The sequence below is a fragment of the Photobacterium piscicola genome, assembly GCF_046058925.1.
Taxonomy (GTDB): Bacteria; Pseudomonadota; Gammaproteobacteria; order Enterobacterales; family Vibrionaceae; genus Photobacterium; species Photobacterium piscicola.
In genome coordinates, this window is the sequence record NZ_CP175535.1 from 1,195,519 (window position 1) to 1,219,075 (window position 23,557).

Here is a 23,557-nt window from a genome sequence, read left to right on the forward strand (position 1 = left end):
TCCCTTCTAGCGGCATTTTCTACGGTTAAACAAGCTTGGCGCAGTAACTGCAACCGAGTATTTTTGAAGATCGATTTTTCTTACTGAGTCACTCACTTCCAACACAACTTCGTACAAACCAATTTGTGTTTCGTTTGCCAACCATTGGATTAACCCGTTTTCACTGATAGTCATCCCTTCTGGTGCCATTATCAGTCGATATGTAATCGTGTCTCCATCACTATCGGCAGCAACTATCTGATAGGTATAAACTTCCTCAGTCTTTGCTTGACGTTTAGGCAAACTTGTTATCACCGGAGCTTCACTTTCACCTTGATATTTCACGGTTAAGTTGATTTTTTGAGTATCGGTATTACCTACTGCATCGATTACAGATATACTGACAAAATGATTTCCAACATCCGCTTCAGTTACTGCCCATGTACATAAGCCTGAATCATTGACCAACATTCCTTGCGGCCCTTCATCTATCTGATAGCGCAAAGGGTCATTATCGAAATCAACGACTTCCAATTGGTATATATAATTCATACCATTGTAGACGGATAGAGCAGGGGTACTTATAATGGCGGGTTCGTTTCCGCTGTTTACACGAATGCTGTACATTTGCTCCGCATACGCACCGTAGTTATCGTAAACCCTTAAAGTAACGGGATTACTTCCCTTCTGGTTGATTTCAGGAAGCCAGGTTACCGTCCCGTTTCCAGAGACAGTCATTCCTGCTGGCGCTTCAATTAAGCGATAAGTTAGAGCATCACCATCAGGATCCGCTGCAATAATAAGGTCCTGATAACTGATCCCCACAAAGGCTTCAAGTAGAGGGACGGATGTAATGACAGGGTAAACATTGTTTAACACTTCACGAACAGTAACATTGAAGCTTTGTGTACTTTGCATACCGAAAGGGTCTTCAGCAACAACAACAAAGGTGTGCGTACCCAACCGGGAAGCATTTGGTGTCCATTCGATTTCATTTGACGCGGTTAACACAGTCCCTTCAGGAGCCGTTGCCAACGAGAACGATACTGGGTCACCATTTGGATCCTTAGCAGACACCAAGTATTTGTAGGGGGTATTAATTGCTGCAATACCTGTTGGACTACTCGTAAACTCCGGTGCGGCGTTACTCGGATAGTAACTAAAGGTAAAGCTTTGCTCCGCAAAGACGCCCGACTGATCAGCGACTCGGATACGTACGCTGAACTTTCCGTCAAGTTGTGTACTGGCTAGCCATATGACTAAACCATCCGTGTCTATCACCATTCCAGCAGGTGCTTCCGTCAACAGGTATGACAGCGATTCACCTTCTGGATCTGAAGCCAGCACCTGATAGTGCAAGTCCCCATTACTCTGAACTCGCCAACTTGGTTGGCTTGCAATGAGTGGTGGTTGATTTGCAGTTTCAACTACCTGTACATCGAAGCTCTGAGTTGTGACGAGTCCTCCGGCACTTCTCGCTGCAACCCTAACAGAATACGTCCCTGATTTACTCGGCTGCCACAATACCAAGTTGTTAGCATCAAGGATCATTCCGTCCGGGAAAGCTTGCAGACTAACGTCTATCGGTTGTCCTAAGCTGTCCGATACCAACACTTGGTATGTAAACGTTTCGCCCAATTGCAGATACGTTGTAGGTGTGCTGGTAAACTCTGGAGCGTCTCCTGTGGTGACGGCAGAGATAACAAACGACTGGATGGCAGCTAAGTTTTTATCATCGATAACTTCGACGATAACGCTGTGTCCGCCATCTCCACTGACTTGATCCGGACGCCAGCTAATTTCACCCGTGTTTTCATCAATGATCATTCCTTCTGGTGACTCGATAAGCTGATAAACAAGAAGGACATTTCGATCGCTCTCTGCTACCACCTGGTAATAGTAACTCGCCCCTACCTGCGCTTTTAACAACGGCTCACTGATAATTATTGGTGCCCGTAGAAAATCGAGAACATCAAATGAAAGCAGTGTTGTCGACTGCAGACCCGCGAGATCTTGCACTGCAACTTCAGCCATCAGCTGCCCAACGTCAGATTGCGTTGGCTGCCACGTTACAACCCCACTGGTGCCGTTGACACGCATGCCAGCAGGCGCATCAATAAGAGTGAATGAAAGATCATCCCCTACATTCGGATCAGAAACGTTCAAGGCTAGCTGGAACTTCTCACCGACTTCAAGGACAATTGGAGAAACTGGTTCAATGACCGGTGCCTCATTGCTCTCCGCTACGTTAACCGCAAACCATTGTGTAGCTTCAACTGCTTGACTATCCGTCACTTTTACTTTGGCAATCGCAGCACGCGTTTCATTGTTATTAGTTAGGCACTCCTCATTACCACTAACAACGATGGTTTCAATGTCATCACCCAAGGCGCTTTCTGGTAAATCTTTTAACACCAATGGCTGACTGCTTTCTGCAGCGATGCTTTGAACATCAACCTGCCCAATAAATACACCCTGACTATAGAAAGTAACTGCGAAAGGATGGGTTGTGTCTGCCAGACCCCGATTGTTAAGCGTCGCAGCTACATTCACTAACCCACTCTTGCTTTCTGAAAGCGTTATCCGGTTAACTTGTAAGTCAGCCTGATAAATAGGAGGGAGTTGATCTATGATCTCCTTAATCTTAATATCAACAATAGCTTCAGAGAAAGACTTCGCTCTAAGCCCCCCACTTCGCAGGAAGTTAAGGTCCCAGGCTGCTCCCCCGCTTTCAATGGCTAGGTTCACGTAATCTCTTACACTGGCGCCAGAACCACTTACAGCCCTTGTTCCACTACAGGTGTAGTAACTGCCACTGCCATCGGCTACAAAACCTATTCCTTCAGCAGTCATACCCATTGCAGAACTGCCATCGTCACATCTGAACGATGAGTTAGTGACAGCATTGAGTAAGGTCCCGGTTGACTTGAGTTGCTCTAACATCTGTTGGTAAGACCAAGATAGGGTGACATCTCTATCTTCATCTGTAACAAGAATTAAGTTCTTCGCCGAGTCTGTTCTCAATGAGTAAGTGTCCAGCGTTCCTTTCATGGCACGATAACCATCTTCTGTACCGCCGTAGAGTCTTAACTGCACTACTAAACGGCTAAAGCTGACTGACTCAACCATTTCCTCCCCATCAACCACCAGATAGCGGGACCCGCGTTCATATCCGACCAGACCATAAAGGTTCTTCGCTGTGCTTTCACCAACGCCCGCACCAACCAGACCTGCTTCCAACGACGGCACCAAGTCTTTAAGCCAATTGTGCTCTCCAGACATAGAGCCAGATTCATCCACTACGACAAAAACATCTGCACTACCACTCACGCGAGTTGTCGTGCTCTGAATGATTTTGCATTGCTGATTAGTTTGCTCAAATCCCTGAGGTGGCAATAAGACGTTCTGCCACTGCACCTCTCCGGTAATAGGGTCAATCGTTATGCTTTTATGACCATGCACCAGACTGAAATGCAGTTGTGTGTCCTTGTCATCCGTAGCTGTAACTTGGTAATGATAAGGCAGCTCTTTAGCAACCACTTCGACGGGTAGTGAGGTAATCTGTGGCGGTTCATTGGCCACAGAAACGACGGTAAGCTGGTATTGCTGATTATCGGTTAACCCCGGAGCATCTTTAACCTGAACACGCACTGTCGTCGGTGGATCTAAACTTTCCGGTTTCCAAGTAATAAGGCCAGTGTCCGCATCAATAACCATTCCCACTGGTCCGTCTAACAGTTCGAACGTTAGAGGATGCGATTCTTCATCTATCGCGACGACCTGATAAAGGTAAAGCTCTTGCAGAACAGCCTCAGAAATTGGCGCAGACACGATAACAGGCGCATTGTTACCCGGCGCAGTAACGTTAACATTAAAGCTTTGGCTGTCTTCAGCTTTACCGTCGCTAACAACGACTTGAACAAGATGACTACCTGTGTTTCCATTAGAAATGAGCCATGTAATCAGCCCTATTTCAGCGTCGATTAGCATATTTTGTGGCGCATTATCCAAACGGAATGAAAGCTCATCCCCGTCTAGATCTAATGCGGAGACCGTGTAGCTATACAGTGTATCGATGGTGCTTTCTGTAATAGGCGTCGACGTGATTTCAGGGGCATAATTAGACGGTGCATCTAATCTCACTGCAAAAGTCTGCTTGTTAAACTCCTCTTTATCATCAGTTACGATCACCTCGATTGAAAATTCACCAAAAAAAGACGCTGAAATGTCTGTTGTAACCCAAGAAATCACCCCGGTGATTGGATTGATCACCATACCATCAGGTGACTGCGCCAACGAATACGTAATCGGATCTTGATCAGGGTCGATGGCCACGACAACATATTGATATTCATCGGGCCAAGTAACTTGAGTGACAGGCGTTGACTCAATAAAAGGAGGCTCATTGAAGCTTACTAAGGTGGACAAATCTCCTTTAAAGAGCTCCCCACCTAAATGCATTGATCCAACCCATTGGTTCGCTATCACTGTTCCCATCAAATCGCCATGTGATGCGTTAATATTTGCATGAGGCGCCAAGACGTGACCTTCAATTCTTATTCCTGCAAAGTTCAGCTCACTAGAATCAGGAAAGTTAAAAAGCACTCTTTCTCTATGAACAGCAAGAGATGACATACTTTTACTCTGTACATTATTAAATTTCGTACTGTCCCCAAGCATATTAATGATAATGGTCGCTTCAGGAGGAAGACAGCTAAACTCAAAAGTATGAGCGGATTGGAATTGTACACCATCAATATTAAAGACTTGAACCGGAGAAACGCAATCACCTTCGAGGTATAACCCGCCCCACTGATATTTTGACTCGCCTGTTACTTCAGCTTCAGCAAGTTGCTTTGATACTTCCTGATAGTATTCTTTCGACGAAAAAATAGAGTTTTCAAGAGCTATGTTTTCAATACTAACACCAATAGGAAAACCGGTAATAACTGAGCTATTTATTCCGCTAGCGTCACCTTCAATACGAACCTTCCCTTTATAAAGTCGACCTAAACTAAAGTTGGCATCCCCTTCAACAAGTAAGCCAAAATCACTAAAGTCTTGGGGTAAGCCAGCACCAATAGAATATCCAACTATATCAAGGTTCCCACCTACAGCCAGTCCCCTCTGGCTGTTACCCGACCCAGAGTTAAAGTCATTAAATATATACCCACTAAAGTTAGTGGCAGGCCAAAGCAAATTATCTTTTCCAGCATTAGTTGAATGAGATGTTACAAAAGCTAATAATAGTAAGAGGAAATTCATCATCCTCATTAAAAACCTTCCTTAGTTATTTCATGTCTATGCCTACAAAGTTTAATATTTCATGTAGAGTTACATTTTCCTACCTGCGAAATGGTACATTAATCAGTCAACTTAATTATTCACAACATCTATATTTATCTACCAACGCAGCACTAACATTGAATGATAAAAATATAAATTACTTTGTAATGTGCAAGCGCACCATAAACTCAAAGTAATTTGAGTAAACCAAAAAGCTAGAAGCTCGCAAACAACAAGTAGATACATTTTTAACCATCGTTGAATACGCTCAGAACAACTGCCTAATCTTTTAATACGCTTAAACGCATGCGTAAGAGTTCAAACTAAAATCAAATTACTCATTCTGTGGTAATTGAACACGATGACAAGCCCAAAAGAAGCAACTACAACTCATTGGGCTGATATTGACTTAGAAAGCAATTCCAGCTGAAAATATAAGGCGGACTTATTACATGCAAATGAAGTAAGAGCAAATTACAACTACTCTAATTATTTAGAACAGCGTAAAGAGATTATGAGTTAATGGAGCGCATATATAGAAGAAGCTTAGTTTTCATATCTTATTTGGAGAATGAAGCACTCGACGACCAATAACCAACCGACGATTAAATTCTTTTTATTCCACGAGTAATTTACTGAAGATGGTATTTGAGTACTTCCACCAGTAAAAATTTGTCAATATAAAAAGTCCATTTCAAAATCTTTACGTTCAAAAACATAACGTCTAGAACGTTTTATTTTCTAAGAAATACGATCTGCTGCTGTCATATAGTCTCTAATCTTAAAATGGTTTTAGTATGACGCTGATCGTAAATCGCACTGCGGCTTTATGTTATTTTAACGACATGATAAAAATCATATTATTGCATCTCTAAAATTGGGATTAAAAACATAATTTACAACTAACCTAAGTACTAATACCAAAGATGAAAAATACTTAACTTTATTTAGAATAAGACCCCATGAATAATATAAATACATCAAACATTCTAAACTGGTATCAGCAGAGACATCCTGATTGGCAATTAACCAATGAAAACAAGCCAATTTCCAATAATACCCAAAAAGCAATTAATGATTATAAAGCACATATTCTAATACCTATTGAACAATATTTTGGACTAACTACTATTACCTATGGCTTCACATCTTTTGAGCTATATAAAAAAGTACAAAAATTATCCCCTCAACACACCGCGCCCACTTTAGATCAACACACTAGTCATGAAGTGAATAGTCGAGGAAATCTTATCTGCAAACGTGGTGGTTTAGCTTGTGATTTTATCGTCGAGGGATTTGAAGAAAACATGGGCATCATTGCAAAATATATCGTACAGAACTTACCTTTTGATCGTATTTACTTCTATGGCAATAATAAACCACTTCATGTCAGCATTGGTCCAGACAATAGTCAATTTATTCAATACATGTTGCCATCACCAAAAACAGGCTTACGTTATCCAGGAAAAAGATATAATAAAGATAACTACTTAACTGCAGAATTTAAGGATGAAAGATGAATGCAACGCTATTTAAAGAGCTCATATCACAACTAAAAGTAGGCAAACAATTGCCTGACGCTGTATATCTTCATAAAGATGCCCTTATTGAAGCATCTGAATCATTACTGAATTTTATTCCGGCCGTTGCTCAAGCTGTTAAAGTTAACGAATGGGATCTTGTGAAGCTTTATAAGAAAGAATTTCGACTATCGCTGTTAAGTTACCCTACTTTTTATTCAGAATCTTACCCCGCCCTGCAACAAAGTGTAAATATCGATTTAGTTAAACTCACACATAAGATAACCGATTACAGTAACTCCGATAACCCACCGATTCTGCATCGCAAAGAAAACATGATCACACCGAATAACCCGCATTTTGAGCATTTTAAAAATATTACTCAAGAAGGTGAAAATGCAGGCTTATATGAAAATACTCGTATTATTGGTTTCAAACGTTCTTGGCACAATATTATAGAAAGACACGGTTATGAGTTAGTCGATGGACGATTATTCAGATCCTCTGCTGTTAATCCATCTGTTGATTCTCCAAGTATAGATAGACATAAAACAGCGATTGTACGGCACGACCTTTCAGCACCGATGAAAACGTTAGTTAAAAATGGTTATTTAAACGGTGAATATTCTATTTTTGACTATGGCTGCGGTCGAGGTGATGATCTCAGAGAGCTTGAAGCGCATGGATTAGACGCTATAGGTTGGGATCCTAATTTTCAGCCAGATAATGATAAAACGCCTTCAGATATCGTTAACTTAGGCTTTGTACTTAATGTTATTGAAGATCAAGATGAACGTTTAGAGGCATTACTAAGTGCGTGGGAATTAGCTACTAGCTTACTTGTGGTATCTGTCATGCTTGCTAATGATAGCTACATTGCACAATTTACATCATACAAAGATGGTGTTATTACTTCTCGTAATACATTCCAAAAATATTATGCGCAATCAGAAATAAAAGAATACATTGAACGAAACCTGCAAGAAGAAGCAATCGCAGTTGCCCCTGGCATTTTTTATATTTTCAAAGATAAATTAGCAGAGCAAAGTTATCTTCAGCAAAAATATAAACGTCATCATACATGGCAGCAACTCACATCACCTCAACCAATAGACTCTAAAGATAAAGCTAAATTACTCATCACGCAACATCAGCAACTCTTTGATGATTTCTGGCATACCTGCTTAGATCTGGGTCGTATTCCAGCTAATGATGAGTTTAACCAGTCACAACAAATCCATACATTAATTGGATCACACAAAAAAACATTCCATTTATTAAATGAAATATTTGATACATCAAGTTTCGAACAAGCTCAAAAAAACCGTAAAGAAGACTTATTACTCTACTTTGCAATGGGATTATTTGAAAAACGTAAGCCTTACACACAACAACCTGAAGTATTAAAAAGAGATATCAAAGCATTCTTTGGTGAATACAACACCTCTATTAATCTAGCAACAGAGCTTTTATTCGCTATTGCTGATAATGAGTTAATCAACACCCAATGTGAAAAAGCACATAAAACTATGTCTGCTAGCTTATTAAACGACAGTCATTCTCTAATCTTTCATCGTGATTTTATTGATGAACTACCACTATTATTGCGTGTTTATGTTGGTGCAGCTTTACAGATGTATGGTGAACTTGATGACAATATTGATTTAATCAAAATTCACATTCGATCTGGCAAGCTAACACTTACCGCTTATGATGATTTTGATAAATCAGTCCCTTTCTTAGCCGAGAGAATTAAAATAAAAATGGCAGAACAAGATATTGACTTCTTTGATTATGTTGATGAAAGTCGTAGACCGCCTTTATTGAACAAACATCTCTACCTATCACAACATAATAAAGTATATAAAAAACAGTTTAGTTTTGATAAACGATTAAGAAAATTATTTAGATACTCCTCACTAAAAGAAATGATGATAACAAGATACGAATTTGAATTAAAATTACATAGCGAAAATAAAAAAATCAAATCATTTAAAATCATAACTGCCAATTGAATATTTTTTGAACTATCAAATTAATTTAATGCTGTATACCCAAATGAAACGTGCAATTCATATTCATCTAAATTAAAATACACGTCACAACGTCAATGATAATACGTTAATCATTGAAACTAACGTTATCAAATAACGTTATCAAATAACGTTATCAAATAACGTTATCAAATAACGTTAGCTATAGTTAAGTAACGTAAAACTTAACGTTCGGATGAGCTATGAATAAAACACAAGATGGTTACTGCTTTTCTTTTCCCGCAGTAAGAGGACTACAAGCTGGCAAACCCTTCTATATTGCCACCTGTCCACTCAATACAATTCCTAAAATTTTTGTTTTCGATGAAGATGAAGTTCCGCCAGAACTAAGAGCTCAACGAACATTAAATAAATCTCGAATTCCCGAAATGGTAAAGTATCTTGTTGAAAATCCAAATGATTATGTTTTTTCAGCATTAACTGTTTCTGTTGCATCAAGCGTATCATTTATTGAGAACAGTGAAATAAACACTCCAAATCTCGGCACACTTAAAATACCGATGGATGCTCAGATATTAATCAATGACGGGCAGCATCGACGAGCAGCAATTGAAGCAGCATTAAAAGAAAACCCAGACTTGGCTCATGATAATATTCCTGTCTTATTTTTTGTTGATGAAGGCTTAAAACGTAGTCAACAAATGTTTGCAGATCTAAATAAATACGCGGTAAAACCAAGTCCTTCACTTGGTACACTTTATGACCATCGAGATATTAGCTCTGAATTAGCTCGTTATTTGGCCGATACTATTGAACCTTTTAAAGGTTTTACTGAAATGGAAAAATCTAGTATTAGCTCTAAAAGTGGCAAATTATTTACTCTCAGTAGCATCAAACAAGCTAATAAAGCTCTTTTAGGTAAAGGAACCAAAGACGGCTTTACAGAAGATGAAAAAAAATTAGCAAGTAATTATTGGCAGGCTGTTTTTGAATCGACTCCTGAATGGCAAATGATACTAAAAAAAGAATTGTCACCATCAGCATTTAGACAAGAATATATCAATGCTCATGGTGTTGGTTTACATGCACTTGGCACATTAGGTTGTGCTCTTATTACAGCACAGCCAAACGACTGGCATGAAACTATCAAAAAACTTAAAAATGTTGATTGGAAAAAATCAAATCCACTATGGGCAAATAGAAGTATGCTACATGGCAAGTTAAGTAAGGCTTCGACCAACATTATATTAACAACAAATGCACTAAAACATGCTCTCGCCCTACCATTAACACCCGATGAAAGAGCGTTAGAAAATCAATACATTACAAGTAGAGAGGCAACCCATGGCTAAGTTTTTTACAGCCGATGCTCTGGACGAAGAACAGATTGACTATATCGAAAATGAGTTTTTTGCAGGCTTCAAACGCTATAGTAACCACGATTCTTTACCTGAAAAATTAGAACATTATGCTTCATTAGATGAAGAACTGCGTAATGTTAGTAGCACAACTCTATGTCGTGAATTATTACGCGAACAAAAAAATACTGAAGGCTTTACACTTAAGCATTTTATTGATGATATTCAAACCGTTTATTGTGCAGATAACCGCCCCTGGGTTATTGGTTATAGTGGTGGTAAAGATTCATCAGCTGTTGTTACGCTCGTATATCTTGCCTTACAAGCATTAAACGAAGACAAACGTACTAAACATGTTTATATCGTTGCATCAGACACCTTGGTTGAAACACCACTTGTTGTTGATCATGTAAATAAATCATTAGAATCTATTGGCAACAATGCTCGTCGTGATGGATTACCAATTAGTACTCATAAAGTTTTACCTAAACCAAATGAAACATTTTGGTCTTGTTTATTAGGTAAAGGTTATCCCGCGCCAACAAAAAGTTTCCGCTGGTGTACTGAACGTATGAAAATAGATCCTGTTAGTGACTTTATTACAGATAAAGTTGCCAAACATGATGAAGTGATTGTTGTACTCGGTTCTCGTAGCCAAGAAAGTGCTTCACGTGCGCAGGTTATTGCCAAACATAAAATTGAAAATACCCGTCTAGCCCGTCATACCACACTCGCGAATGCGTTTATCTACACTCCTATAGATACATGGAGTATGGATGATGTATGGAAAATACTACGAGCATGTAGCCTAGAAGTTACTATTTCACCAATGGGTATTGGTAAAAAATGGTCTAATGATTATGGCCTTGAATGGGAAAATCCATGGGGTGGTAAGAATCTCACATTATGGAACCTCTATAAAGATTCATCAGACCAAGGAGAATGTCCAATGGTTATTGATGATAGCACTCCTTCGTGTGGTAACTCTCGCTTTGGCTGTTGGACTTGTACTGTCGTCACCAAAGACCGAGCTATGGAAAGTTTGATTCAAAATGGTGAAGAATGGATGCGTCCATTACTTGATTTTCGGAATATGTTAGCTGATACCAACGTACCTGAAAATAAACCTCTTTATCGTAACTTTAAACGTCGTACTGGCAAAGTAAGCTATCAGCGCGTAAAAGATGGCCAAGAACTAACGGCAGATCGTGAACATGTTCCAGGTCCTTATATGCTTAAATTCCGTAAGCAATGGGTCAAACAACTTTTAATACAAGAAAAAGCATTTAATGAGTCAGGCTACCAAGTTACATTAATCACCAAGCCAGAATTGCATGCTATTCGCCAAGAATGGCTAAATGATCCGAATGAACCAGATTGGGCTGACTCTTTACCAGGTATTTACCGTGACATTCACGGTACAGATCTTGATTGGGTGATGAATGACAATAATAGTTTTGGTGAAGTGGAAGCACAAATACTCCAACAGCTAGGAAATGATTACGATGTTGCCCCAGAAATGATCCAAAAGCTACTCGACTTAGAAATATCATTAGAAGGCTTAAGTCGACGTACTGGTGTCTTTGATAAGATAGGTAGTTTACTTAAAAGAGATTGGGGCTCACTCGAAGACATCAAAGAAAAACATGCTCAATTACAAAGTAAAGCTGACTTAGACGTACATAAAGATCAAATAAACAAATATGAAGACGAAATTGCACAGCTAGATCGCATTTCAAAGGTGGAACTATAATATGATAATTAAAAATCTTATTGTCAATAATTTCCGTGTATTCAGAGGAGTACACGAAATTGATCTAGCACCAAGAAAACAAAAAGATTATCACGAAGCCGCTGCTCCTATCATTTTATTTGGTGGTTTAAATGGTGCAGGAAAAACATCTATCCTAACTGCTGTACGTGTTGCTTTATATGGTCGAGCAGCTTTTGGTCGAGGTATGTCTTCTGCAGAATATCAAAATCAACTTGATGCACTTATACATAAAGGCACAGACCTTAGTGAAGGTAAATGTTCAATTGAACTAGTCTTTACTCATAGTCAAAATGGCCTCGAAAGCGAGTACAAGGTAATCCGTGGTTGGTCAAAAGGCCAAAAAGATAAGCTAGTTCTTGAGCAAGACTCTAAAAAAATCGAATTAAACTACGAGCAATGCCAAAGTTTCTTAAACGAACTAATTCCATCAGGTATTGCTGATTTATTCTTCTTTGACGGGGAAAAAATCGCTGAACTTGCAGAAGATGAATCAGGTGAAGTACTTCAAACGGCAGTTAGACGCCTACTCGGCATTGATGTTGTTGAACGTCTACGTAATGACCTTGCTATTTTTCTAAAACGACATGATGCGTCAGCGATGCCTGCAAACATCAAGACACAAATTGAAAAATTAGAAAAAGAACAACAAAAAACTGCACAAGACGCAAAAGCTGAGGCGAATGAAGCTGTATTATGTAAAGCGCGTGTCCAACTAATTACAGATGACATAAGTAAAGCAGAAGCTGCCTTATCTCAACGTGGTGGTGCTTGGGCACAAAGTCGTGAGCAAGAGATAGAAAAGCAAAATACACTAGAAATTGAGCGTAAAGATCTCGAAAAAACATTACGTACAGAGATAGAAGGCAATCTTCCTTTCTCATTAGCTCCCAATACATTATCAAAACTCTTTGAGCAACTAGATAATGAAAAATCAGCTAAACAGTCCCAGTCTTTTAATACTGAATTAGACTCTTTTATGTCAGAACTTAGTAAAACATTGAGTTTTCGATTAACGGATGCAAAAACAGCATTAGATACAATAAAAGATTGTTTAAACGAACGAAATATCAATCAACATTCAACAGAATTGTTACTTGATATCTCTGATCGTGAATACAATACAGTCTATTCTCAAGCGAATATTCAAGCTAAAAAATCATCATCTACCTTTAATGTAGCAAAGCAACAATTAGCGCAAGTTGAAGAACAAATAGCTAATCTTTCATCTAATATTGCAAGAGCTCCAGAGCAGGAACAATTGCAGTCTCAGCTTGATATAATACAGACACTAAATAATAAACGCACAAATGCGATCTTAAAACTTAAAGAAACCACAGAGTCAGCAAAACGTAAATATCGTGAAGCAATTGAAAATGCAAGAAAAACACAAAAACTTCATGATAAACATAAAGTTGCCCATAATGCAGAAGCTTCTTTATTGAATGCTCAAAATGCACATCTCATGTTAGCTGAATTCAGTGAAAAGCTTACCGATTTCCGTGTTAAACAATTAGAAGCTGAATTTATTAAAAGCTACAAGAATCTTGCTCGTAAAGACGATCTCAAGCTTTCAGCTCGCATTAACACGAAAACATTTGATGTTGAACTTGTTGATGATAAACAACAAACTATCAACCGCAAGGCATTGTCTGCAGGTGAAAAACAGATCTATGCCATTGCTATTTTAGAAGCATTAGGAAAGACCTCAGGTAAACAACTACCAATAATTATTGATACACCTCTAGGTCGTCTTGATTCTAAACACAGAGATAAACTAATAAGCAATTATTTTCCAGAAGCAAGCCATCAGGTGATTATTTTATCGACTGATACTGAAATTGATGAAAAATACTTTAATTGTGCTGATTTCAAATACGGTATTTCACATGCCTATGAAATCAAATTTGATGGTGTAACTCAATCATCAAAGCTAAAAGAAGGCTATTTCTGGGAACAAAAATCAAAAACAGTTGTAGAGGTAAATTAGTATGCTGCCAAATAGAATGAATTTATCAAAAACAACTGAAGATCAGCTAAAGTTACTCAAGCAACGAACAGGCATTTCACCCAATGTGTCGTCTCGAATTGCTTTTTTTAGATCAATAGAATCAAATTTTCGATTCACAACTGATATGGCTAAAAAACTAGACGGTAGTTTAGTTCTAGATAAAGTTACATGGTTAGGTGAAACACAATTAATCACTGAACTAGTACTTAAACAAACTTATCCCAACTTAGATGATAAAGAAGTTATGGCCGCCTGGGCGGCACATGTTGAAGATGGGATTGCTTCATTAAGGAATCATAAAAACATAGCCAGTTTTACAAATGCATTATAAGCGTATGCATGAAGGTATTTAGCAATTAGTCAAAATCACCTTTATTTTTAAGTAATATAGAGTATCAAGTTAAACCTTTTAATACTCTATATTACTGTCTATTTATACCAGAGGCGACTCTTAGAATCGTATTTTGCACCTTCATCAATAAGTAAACGAGATATCGGGTAATCAATTTCTTGACCGGTCAATTCTTCAAACTTTAAATCAATTTCAGTTTTAGACATGGGCCTTACCATTTCATTAAGCAGCTTTCTCACGGCTTGAGAAGCATTTAAACGGCGAGTATCTTTACCCCATTCAGCTAAACCAAGCAAAAAACCTTTGGCTAAATAAAACCGTGAATCTCTTTGAGCTAGATATAAAACAATATAGCCATTAGGTGTATTTGTACCGATAATCGCTTCTACCTCTGATACATGTATCCCTTTTTGTTGCTTAATTAAATGGGAGTAAATAACATTTAATATATCATCATGTTCCTCCACTGACCCAGGGATGTCTCGATCAATTAATCCCCATAAATTACGGCCTATTTGAATCATTCGTTCAGTACCATGAATTTGTACTAAATCGTGAACACCTCGAATTTTTTCCAGTCTAGCTTTTATTTCACTGCCTTTTAATGGCTCCCCAGCATCTTCAAGAATTTTAGTAAATGCATCCGCCATATCAATTCTATCTTTTGGTGTTTGATTAGAATCACTTCGCGCCCACACATTCTTATTCAGATAAGTAAGTTTCGGAGAGTCTTCTAAAATTATATTTAGTATATAAATATCAAGCTTATTTGATAAGGAAGGAAACTTATTCTGCAAGTTATCTAATATTTCAGTTATGTGCCACTGCTTTAATAACTCACTTTCAATCAATAGCTTTTCACACACTATTCTAATCGGCTCACAAAGTGCATTAGATAGAGGAATAAAGTGTTTTAACCCATAAATTCCTCTTCCATATAGCCTCCCTCCAACATAAGGAGCAACATTATGTGCCAATCTCGTTGTAACTTTTTTTCCTAAAATTATTTCAGCTCTTTTGGCAATTTCTGTGTAATGAAGCGGACATTCTGCTTGTTGCAATACAGCCGCAACTGCAGATTCACCTGATTTACCAAAAGTAATAAGCTTTGAATCACTCTCATTTCCATCGAACATCATTGAACTTTCTATATGACTAAATAACAAAGGATATAATTCAGTACAGTTACTTTCGGCCGCAGCAGACTTTAGTGTTGTTTTAATCTCACTCAGAGTCCATGTCCCTTCCTTAGACTTATCAACCAAACTAACCTTAGACTGAGAAACCAGATTATCCCAAACCTCTTGCTTTATTCTACAAACAACACTGGCACCATTGATATTTATTACAAATAACTTACCTTCTGTAAAAGTCTCAATAATAGTTGTAAGGTGTTTAAATTTTCCGATGTAACCAGCAAACCAATCATCTTCAGTTTCCAGTGACTCCGTATACAAAGGCTCAGACCTATCGGTTAGTAACTTATCTATTTTAAGATATATGCAATCATCCCAATATTCGGTTTCAATAATTCTAGCGACATGCTTTTTTTGTATTTGTCTAATTCGCTCTCGCGTGACTCCAAATTTAGCACCCACTTCCTCTAAGGTTAGAACATGTCCATGGAATCCCATTCTAAGTTCAATGATTTCTCTTGCTCGATCTTTCAATAAGCTCAATGACTGAGTGAAATGATCTTTTAAGGGAATAGATGATGCAAGATTATATTTAAAATCAGCACCACTACGATCCTTTAAGCGAGTAAATGATGTAAGATCAGATTTAAAATCAGAATTACTATCTATTGCTTCTATATTAATAGGCTGATGATCTTGAAGCTGTTTTGAATTACCACTAGAAAGGTAAGTATCGAGTTTACGCTGCATAATACTGATATGTTCTAATAAAAGGCTATTCAAATCCCCAGCAGATTTTCGACCAAAATTTGGCCAAGAAAGCATAGTAGTATCAGTAACACCTTTTAAGTCATTTAGAGACATAAAATTGTTAGCTTTAAATACATTAAATAATCTAACAGGTAAATTAAGTTCTTCAAGCGGCTTCTCTAATATACTAAATGGTAATATCTCTATTAAGGACATTAACTCCCGATTAGATCTATTGGTCTTTAGTTGATTAAATCTCGCAATTTCAGAGATCTCTTTTAACAAAGGTGGTAGTTTGGTATAGCGTTTAATATAACTTACATCGTCATACACACCATGACTATAATGAAGTGGTCAAGTAAAATTGGCCACTGATTTGTATTCATTATTAAATCGGCGTTCTGATTCATTAGGCGTCAAGCCACCGTTATATTGATGGGGCCTGACTTGGTTGTAATATCGGATAATATATTCAGTGATCGCCACTTTAGCTTCATTCGATGAGCGATAACCCGCAGTTGGCATCCACTCTGTTTTAAAACTTCTAAAAAATCGTTCCATTGGGGCGTTATCCCAACAATTTCCACGTCGACTCATACTTTGTGTAATTTGATACCGCCAAAGTAATCGGCGATATTGTTTACTTGTGTAATGACAGCCTTGATCTGAATGAAACATAACACTTTTAGGCGCCCCTCGAACTTCATAAGCCATCGAAAGGGCTTTACCTGTTAGATCTGTATTGGGTGAGCCTGACGTTGCCCAACCAATCACTTTACGGGCAAATAAATCAATCACAACAGCAAGGTACAACCAACGTTGTCCTGACCAAATATATGTCACGTCGCCACACCAAACCTGATTAGGCTCAGTAACTGCAAACTGGCGATCTAATGTATTGGGAATATTTAAATGTTCATTTTCTACTTTTTTATAACGATGTTTTTTAACCTGACAACTGACTAATCCTAGTTGTTTCATGATGTTAGTTGCCTTATATCGACTTAACGGCACGCCTTTAGTCGTAACGATACCTGCAATTGTTCTGGCTCCAGCAGAGCCACTACTGGCACGATGTGCAGCCTTCACTTCACTAGATAATAGCACTTGCTCTTTTGACTGCGTTTTAGGCCGTTTAGTCCAATATTTATAGCTACTGCGATGAATATCAAAGACATGACAAAGGATAGATACAGGATAATAAGCTTTTAATTCATCAACTAATATGAAGTTTTGAATGAGTCCGAGGCCAAAAGAGCGGTTGCTTTTTTTAGTATTTCTTTCTCCATTTCAATCCGTTTAATCTTCTTCTCTAATTCACGAATTTTAAGCTGATCAGGCGTCATTGGTGTTGCTTTCGGTGTCATTCCACCACGTTCATCTTTCAGCTGTCGAACCCACTTATCCATTGTTGATTTACCAACATTCATTGCTTCCGCAGCTTCTTTTACAGAGTAGCCTTGGTCTAAAACGAGTTGTGCTGATTCTAATCGAAATTCAGGTGTAAAATTAGGGCGTATTCTTTTAGTCATAGTGTCACCTATTAAATTATGAGGTGATGATATCACCTCTAACTAGGTGGCCAAATTAACTATGCCACTTCATAAAGGTCATCGAATAGTTTAATGTCATTACCCTGAATCAATTTAACCCAACCAGAAACTACACCAATAAATGCTTCTATAGAATAGTATTTATTTTCTGTTGTTTTTCCAAATAATCGACTTTCACTTGTAGAAGTTTGACAATATTTTTCAAGTTCATTTTCTAGTACAGTAACGGGTTTATTAACTGAAAATGATGCTAAATTATTTTCTACTATATATGCAAAAATAGACTCTTTTGACTCTGCAGATTTCGTCTCATTTAAATAATTTAAAGCTACGGAGTGTAGGCTCTGCACACCCTCTTCTACAATAGAAGATAGATCAGATGCCTTACTCGAATAGTCACGGTCAAGATAACCAAAGCCATCTAACATTAAATGAATAGGCATTTTATTGTTTGATAACGACACTTCTACGATACTACCAGCAGAACTTTGATAATTACTTGGTAGTGCCCATTTAGCGGCAGCTGTAGATAGAACCTTGCCTTTAAAAGCTAATAATTTATCTGAGTCGACTATATTTGGCCTGACAAAACCAACATGAATCAACCCTGTATATAATTCACTTTCATCTAATACCTTCCAGGCCTCATGAATGCTGATTAAATCGCGGTATACGCTTATTTTTGGTGCTACAATTTCATGATAAAGAGCAAAGTATAATTTTAATGACGCCATCAATCGCTACCTTATTCCGCTAAAAAGTATTCTTCAAACGGGATTTCACCCGTTTGGTCATACGCGTTATACATATCTTTAATACCGTGTTCGGCAAGAGACTCAATAAAAGAATATATGGCCGTAGAATCAGAATTTAAGCCTGAATTTTCGACGACGGAATACAATACTTTGTCAGGGTCTAAATCAGCAACACGTAAAAAAGAGTTAACACTAGAGGTTAACTTTGCAGGAACAGTTTCGTTTTTAATACCCAGTGCAACAGCCAATCGATACAAGTCGTAGCGTACTAATTTATCGCCCTCTTCACCGGCTTGAGGATTTAGTTCATCTAATAACTCATCAATCTTTTCTATGGTGATTTCTGTCAGTCCGATTCTCTTAGGTTCTGTGATCATAATTAATGGCTCCGAATGATGCGTGACTGGGTTGAAGAGATACGTTCGATGGCATATCGAGCACCAATACGCTCTTTAAAGTTTTCAAGATCTTTATTAGGATCAATCTCACCTTCATGCACTAATAGCACGACTTGGTCAGCCATCTTAGGTAAGTATTTCAGTACATTAGCTCGATGCTTAGGATCTAAACGCCCGAGTGGCGTATCCATGATAATCGGGCCTGATTTTCTAGCGGTACGATTTAAGCCATCAATGAGTGATAATGCAACGATTTGCTCTGCTCCCGCACTACGTTCTTTGAGTGCTCGACCTTGGTGATCTAAAATTGTTAACCCATAATTTTGATTAATTTCTAGGCCTGAATACGTCGCCTCTGTCGTTAACTGACTAAACGCATTAGTCGCATATTTTTCAACTTGTAATCGCGCTGAATCTCTTAATTCATTAATGCCTTCACTAAACACACTTTCAAGACTTTGGTACAAGTCTACTTTAACCGAACTCAGTGAATTAGTGCCTTGTGTACTTTTTGAAATAACATTGGATATTTGAGTTTGATCTTTCTTTATCTTTTCTAGGCTTTTCTCTACGGTGCTAATATCATTTTCAATGTTAGATAATTGCTTAATATAGTTGTCACGTATATTTCTTTGACGTGATATTTCGTCAGTATCAAAACCGCTTATTTCATCTTCAATTTCATCTATATTCGTTTCAAGTTTCATTAACTGAACTTTAGATTTTCTCTCTTTTTTCACTAACTCACAAAAACGAGTACCTTCAGATTGAGACTGAATTTGTGAAAACTGTTCAATTTTATTATCTAAATGACGAATGTCTTTAATATCAATAAACGACAATGATGCTTCAGCTTTTAATACTGCTATTTGCCCTTTAATATCTGTAATTTCAGTTTCTGAAATGCTCTGAGAACATGTTGGGCAAATAGGATCTAACAAACTTTTTTCTAATTCTAATATTTTAGAGTCTAGAATCACTTTATTATTTGAAGCCTCAAACATAGCTGAACGTTGCTCTTTAATATTTTTTAAAACTGGTTGTACCCCAGTGTATAAAATATCCTTCCACGCATTTTTAAGTAATTGACGACGTTCATTTTGATCGTAAAAAACATTGTCTTCAGTTGCTTTTTTAGTTGCTGTTAAAACATCTAGTTCCGCTTTACTTCTTTGCGCGGCTTCAGTGTTTTTTAATTTATCGTCAATTCCATCAACTAAAAGCTCAACGTCACTTTTCTGTTCCTTTAATGAGTTCAAGTCAACTTTGGCAGTATCTTCTTTAACGTCTAAATCACTTTGACGTGTCGCTAAACTTTTCAGTTCAGAAGAATTATTTGCATCACGCGTTTGTTTTCTACGTGATTCTTGCAATAAAACAGAAAAGTCTGCACGCCCATTAATTAACGAGGGTACGCCTAAAGCTTGCTCAATATGCAGTTTTATTTTTTCACCCTGGGCATTTTTATCTAATAATAAGTTTTCATACTCTTGCAATAACTCACCATCGAATAAAAAGAACCTTGAGATCTCCTCTGGAGAGACTTGGTTAATCTGATTTAAGATCTTATCCCCAGCAATCACTTCACCATCAACTTTTAAACCAATCACCTCTTCAAAGTCATTATCGATTGAAGGTACTGACACATGGCTTTTCTTGGTTATTTTTCGTCGTAACTCATAGCTCTTTTCTTCGTGTGTAAATTTAAGCAGAATGGACATTGACCAGTCATCAACACTTGCAGCTTCAATGTTAACTAAGTTTACACGTGGAATAGTACGCAAATGGCGACCAACCGCCAGTCCGTAAAACCCCCAACGTATCGCGTTCAAAAAACTGGTTTTACCGCGCATGTTATCCCCGTAAAGCAACATGACATTTTGTGTTTCATGTTGTGGAAACTGTACAATTTGCTCACCTTTATAAGGCATGAAATTATTAATAACGATTTCTTGTAACTTCATATTAATAGCTCACCTTGTGGTATTGAAATTGACGCTTCAACTACTTTTTTAATTTCGTTAACGCTATTTCTTTCTTTATCAAACTGATGCTTTTGCTGAATGGCATAGCACTGCTCAATCAACAGTGCATCTATTGGCACCTCGAGTTGAGCATTAATTTTTAACAATATAGATAATGGGTTACTTTTATTCATCTTCAACATCTCCTAACTCTTCAATTCCGTCTGTGCCATATAAGCCGCACTCTTGCGGATCTATACCTAACTCAATTGCGATTGTAATTAATTTATTCGAACCTGATTTGTTCATTGCAGTGTTTGAAAACTGAATACTTCTCTGTAACTCACTCTTCAATAATGATAATTGACCAGGCTCACGGTCTAAACAGATAGGTACCATTACAGCATCATAAATGACTGCTTTATGTTTATTAGGGCTCATTCGTAATACGCGGCCTCGGCGCTGTATAAATTGTCTTGGGTTCTGCGATGAAGCAAGAATAATGGCATGTGATATTTTAGGAATGTCCACTCCTTGGTCTAAACAGCGAATAGAGACCATGATGCCTCCAAATTGCTTAAACCACTCCAGTGATGCAGCAGCATCCCCTATCATATTGGTATGATATTCACAGGGAGAATGGCCGTTGTCTTTTAAAGCACTAATAACCTCCCCGAGTTGATATTGGTCTTCACAATATACTAACCAGCTCTCACCTTCTTTATAGTTTTCGTTAATCACTTTCGCTGCATAGGGAATTTTAGCAGACGCTTTTTTAGCAATCCGCGAACGCTGAATTAACATTAGCTGTAGTTTTACAGAGGCAATGGGTGTTCCATTACTATCACGCTTAGATCGCACATATTCCTTAGAAATGGCCTTAGTTTCAAGCTCCCATTGCTCTGACTCTTCCACCGTAAAGCGAATTGCTTCAGGTAAATATTCATACTTAACTAAGCGGCCACTATTAATTGCATCTACTAGCGTGAAAGGAGGCTGAACAATATCGCCAAAATAGTTAAATATCTTTTCTGTACCAACGGGGTCGCCGTAACGATTCGGAGTAGCACTAAGCCCTAATCGTTTACCAGCATCAATGGTTAGTATATTAGAATTTTCTAGACTACCGATTTCATGCACTTCATCTGCCACAATCATTAAATGTGGCCCAGTACATATTGCATTAATAAACTCAGGAAGCCTTGCCGTTGCCATCGTGGCAAGGACCACTCTTACGCCTAAATCTTTATCTGCTTGAGTGATAGTATTTAAACGCCTATTTTTTCGCCAACGATCATGCCCATCACCCGCTTTAAGCAGTATGACATTAGGAATATCCGACTTTATCTCTTTGGACCACTGCTTATGTAATAAGCGATCAGGCACCAACACTAAAGCGGCACCACCGCCCTTTAAATGCTCATTCAAGGCAACTAATGCAGTAAAGGTTTTTCCGCTCCCCGTGGCATGCTCAAATACACCACGGCAACCTTGCTGTTTCCAAGCTTCTATCGCGTTAACTTGATGGGGTAAAGGGGCTCGTTTAGGAACTTCTTTATTAACCTGCTCAATATTTAGTGGCATAAAATAATCATCCAATGTATCGGGATCTATATCTGCTAACGATTGTTTTGAAATACTTTCTAGTTTTGATTTAGCAACTTGAGGAAAAGGGATCACATCTAAACCATCGATATCGTTATCCCAAAGTGTTTCAAAATATTCACAGTTTCTATATACTTGACGCGCATCACGCCCTTCAACCCAACTTCGAAATACATCTATGGTTTCATAATTACCACGCTCATGCCAACCACTCCAAGTTTCATTCACAGAGCCCTTAAAGGTAACCGTTTCATTACCTGCGTGAATAATACCCACTTTTTCGTGAAATAAACCATTTCCGATTTTTCTAAATGCTATTTTAACCTCTAGACAACCACACTTAATAAGTGTGGCTAAAGCCACCGTATTTTTTATTGTGCTCGTATTTTGAATTAATAAATTAACTGAACTCAGCAGGCTTTTTCCGATAGACTGCTCGTCTAGGGCTAACTGGTAGCCAGACTCTAAAGCTTCAATGTCAGCATTTGATAAGTATTGCGAACACACTAGTCGAACCTTGCCACCCCGCTGTGCAAACTTAACTATCTCTGGGCCAATCAACAAAAATACAGTTGAACTAAAATAACCAACAGAGCGATCATATAAGTTGGCATCTTGTAAGCAAGGTTTATAAAAACTATTAACTAAATCATCATGGCCCGTTCTGTATTCTTCTTTTAACTCGATTTCACTTAGCTTCAATGAACATCTCCAAATATAGTAAATAATCAATAATTATTAATTTACTTGATAACCATCTTTCCACAGCTAGCATAAATAGTACTATCTAAAATTCAACGTATTGACTTATAGACCGCAATCTCCACTATTAATCATCCTTTGAAATTTCAATCGAAGACTAAAGCTGACTGAACGTTAGTAGTAATAAAGTTAATTTAAAACTAATATTTAATATTATCAATGAAGCCATTTCGTCAATTAGACTTGGGCTAGAAAACAAATATCGAAATGAAGATTCACTAAATCCAGCCTGTATATTATATTTTATAAAATCAGACTTGCAAAATTCGCCTTCCCTTGACAGTTTCCAGTATTCTCGGTTGATAACTTTCCCAAACGACTCACTTTCATTTGCTAACCGCCAAAATAGATATTCTGGATGAT

General features: G+C 37.9%; 14 protein-coding genes. 6 read left to right on the forward strand and 8 right to left on the reverse strand.

The window, feature by feature from the left end:
• Positions 1-6: 6 nt before the first annotated feature.
• Positions 7-5,247 (reverse strand): putative Ig domain-containing protein, encoded by a 5,241-nt coding sequence (locus tag ACJZU6_RS20025; protein ID WP_408901210.1) that lies wholly within the window; start codon positions 5,245-5,247, stop codon positions 7-9.
• A 980-nt stretch (positions 5,248-6,227) separates the two neighbouring features.
• Between ACJZU6_RS20025 and ACJZU6_RS20030 the strand changes: the two genes are divergently transcribed.
• From ACJZU6_RS20030 to dndE, 6 genes are all read left to right on the forward strand, one after another.
• Entirely contained in the window at positions 6,228-6,785 is a 558-nt protein-coding gene (locus ACJZU6_RS20030; protein ID WP_408901211.1) for a hypothetical protein, read from the forward strand.
• On the forward strand, positions 6,782-8,800 hold the full coding sequence (locus ACJZU6_RS20035) for a DNA phosphorothioation-associated putative methyltransferase (RefSeq protein WP_408901212.1): 2,019 nt from the start codon (positions 6,782-6,784) through the stop codon (positions 8,798-8,800). Before ACJZU6_RS20030 ends, ACJZU6_RS20035 begins: the two co-directional genes overlap by 4 nt.
• A gap of 221 nt (positions 8,801-9,021) precedes the next feature.
• Positions 9,022-10,131, forward strand: a complete 1,110-nt coding sequence (gene dndB / locus ACJZU6_RS20040; RefSeq protein WP_297481805.1) for a DNA sulfur modification protein DndB — start codon at positions 9,022-9,024, stop codon at positions 10,129-10,131.
• Positions 10,124-11,890, forward strand: coding sequence for a DNA phosphorothioation system sulfurtransferase DndC (locus ACJZU6_RS20045; protein WP_408901213.1), 1,767 nt, complete (start codon positions 10,124-10,126; stop codon positions 11,888-11,890). Before dndB ends, ACJZU6_RS20045 begins: the two co-directional genes overlap by 8 nt.
• A 1-nt stretch (position 11,891) precedes the next feature.
• Entirely contained in the window at positions 11,892-13,898 is a 2,007-nt protein-coding gene (dndD, locus tag ACJZU6_RS20050) for a DNA sulfur modification protein DndD (protein WP_408901214.1), read from the forward strand.
• A 1-nt stretch (position 13,899) separates the two neighbouring features.
• Complete coding sequence (gene dndE / locus ACJZU6_RS20055; protein ID WP_408901215.1) at positions 13,900-14,250, forward strand: DNA sulfur modification protein DndE; 351 nt, start codon at positions 13,900-13,902, stop codon at positions 14,248-14,250.
• 98 nt (positions 14,251-14,348) lie between these two features.
• Here dndE and ACJZU6_RS20060 read toward each other — a convergent pair whose 3' ends face one another.
• From ACJZU6_RS20060 to ACJZU6_RS20090, 7 genes are all read right to left on the reverse strand, one after another.
• Complete coding sequence (locus tag ACJZU6_RS20060) at positions 14,349-16,373, reverse strand: sigma factor-like helix-turn-helix DNA-binding protein (RefSeq protein ID WP_408901216.1); 2,025 nt, start codon at positions 16,371-16,373, stop codon at positions 14,349-14,351.
• A 138-nt stretch (positions 16,374-16,511) separates the two neighbouring features.
• Positions 16,512-17,689, reverse strand: a protein-coding gene (locus ACJZU6_RS20065) for an IS3 family transposase (protein WP_408900069.1) whose coding sequence is annotated in 2 segments (ribosomal slippage) — positions 16,512-17,431 and positions 17,431-17,689 — 1,179 coding nt in all. Because the reading frame shifts where the segments join, the coding sequence is not laid out codon by codon here.
• A 59-nt stretch (positions 17,690-17,748) separates the two neighbouring features.
• Positions 17,749-18,444: a hypothetical protein gene (locus ACJZU6_RS20070; RefSeq protein WP_408901217.1), complete on the reverse strand. Its 696-nt coding sequence runs from the start codon at positions 18,442-18,444 to the stop codon at positions 17,749-17,751.
• Positions 18,445-18,455: 11 nt separating this feature from the next.
• Entirely contained in the window at positions 18,456-18,842 is a 387-nt protein-coding gene (locus ACJZU6_RS20075; protein ID WP_408901218.1) for a hypothetical protein, read from the reverse strand.
• A 2-nt stretch (positions 18,843-18,844) separates the two neighbouring features.
• Positions 18,845-20,827: a hypothetical protein gene (locus ACJZU6_RS20080; protein ID WP_408901219.1), complete on the reverse strand. Its 1,983-nt coding sequence runs from the start codon at positions 20,825-20,827 to the stop codon at positions 18,845-18,847.
• A complete protein-coding gene (locus tag ACJZU6_RS20085; protein ID WP_408901220.1) occupies positions 20,824-21,021 on the reverse strand; it encodes a DNA modification system-associated small protein in 198 nt (65 codons plus the stop codon). Before ACJZU6_RS20085 ends, ACJZU6_RS20080 begins: the two co-directional genes overlap by 4 nt.
• The gene (locus ACJZU6_RS20090; protein WP_408901221.1) at positions 21,014-23,134 is read right to left on the reverse strand and encodes a DEAD/DEAH box helicase family protein; all 2,121 of its coding nucleotides are present in this window, start codon (positions 23,132-23,134) and stop codon (positions 21,014-21,016) included. Before ACJZU6_RS20090 ends, ACJZU6_RS20085 begins: the two co-directional genes overlap by 8 nt.
• Positions 23,135-23,557 lie beyond the last annotated feature (423 nt).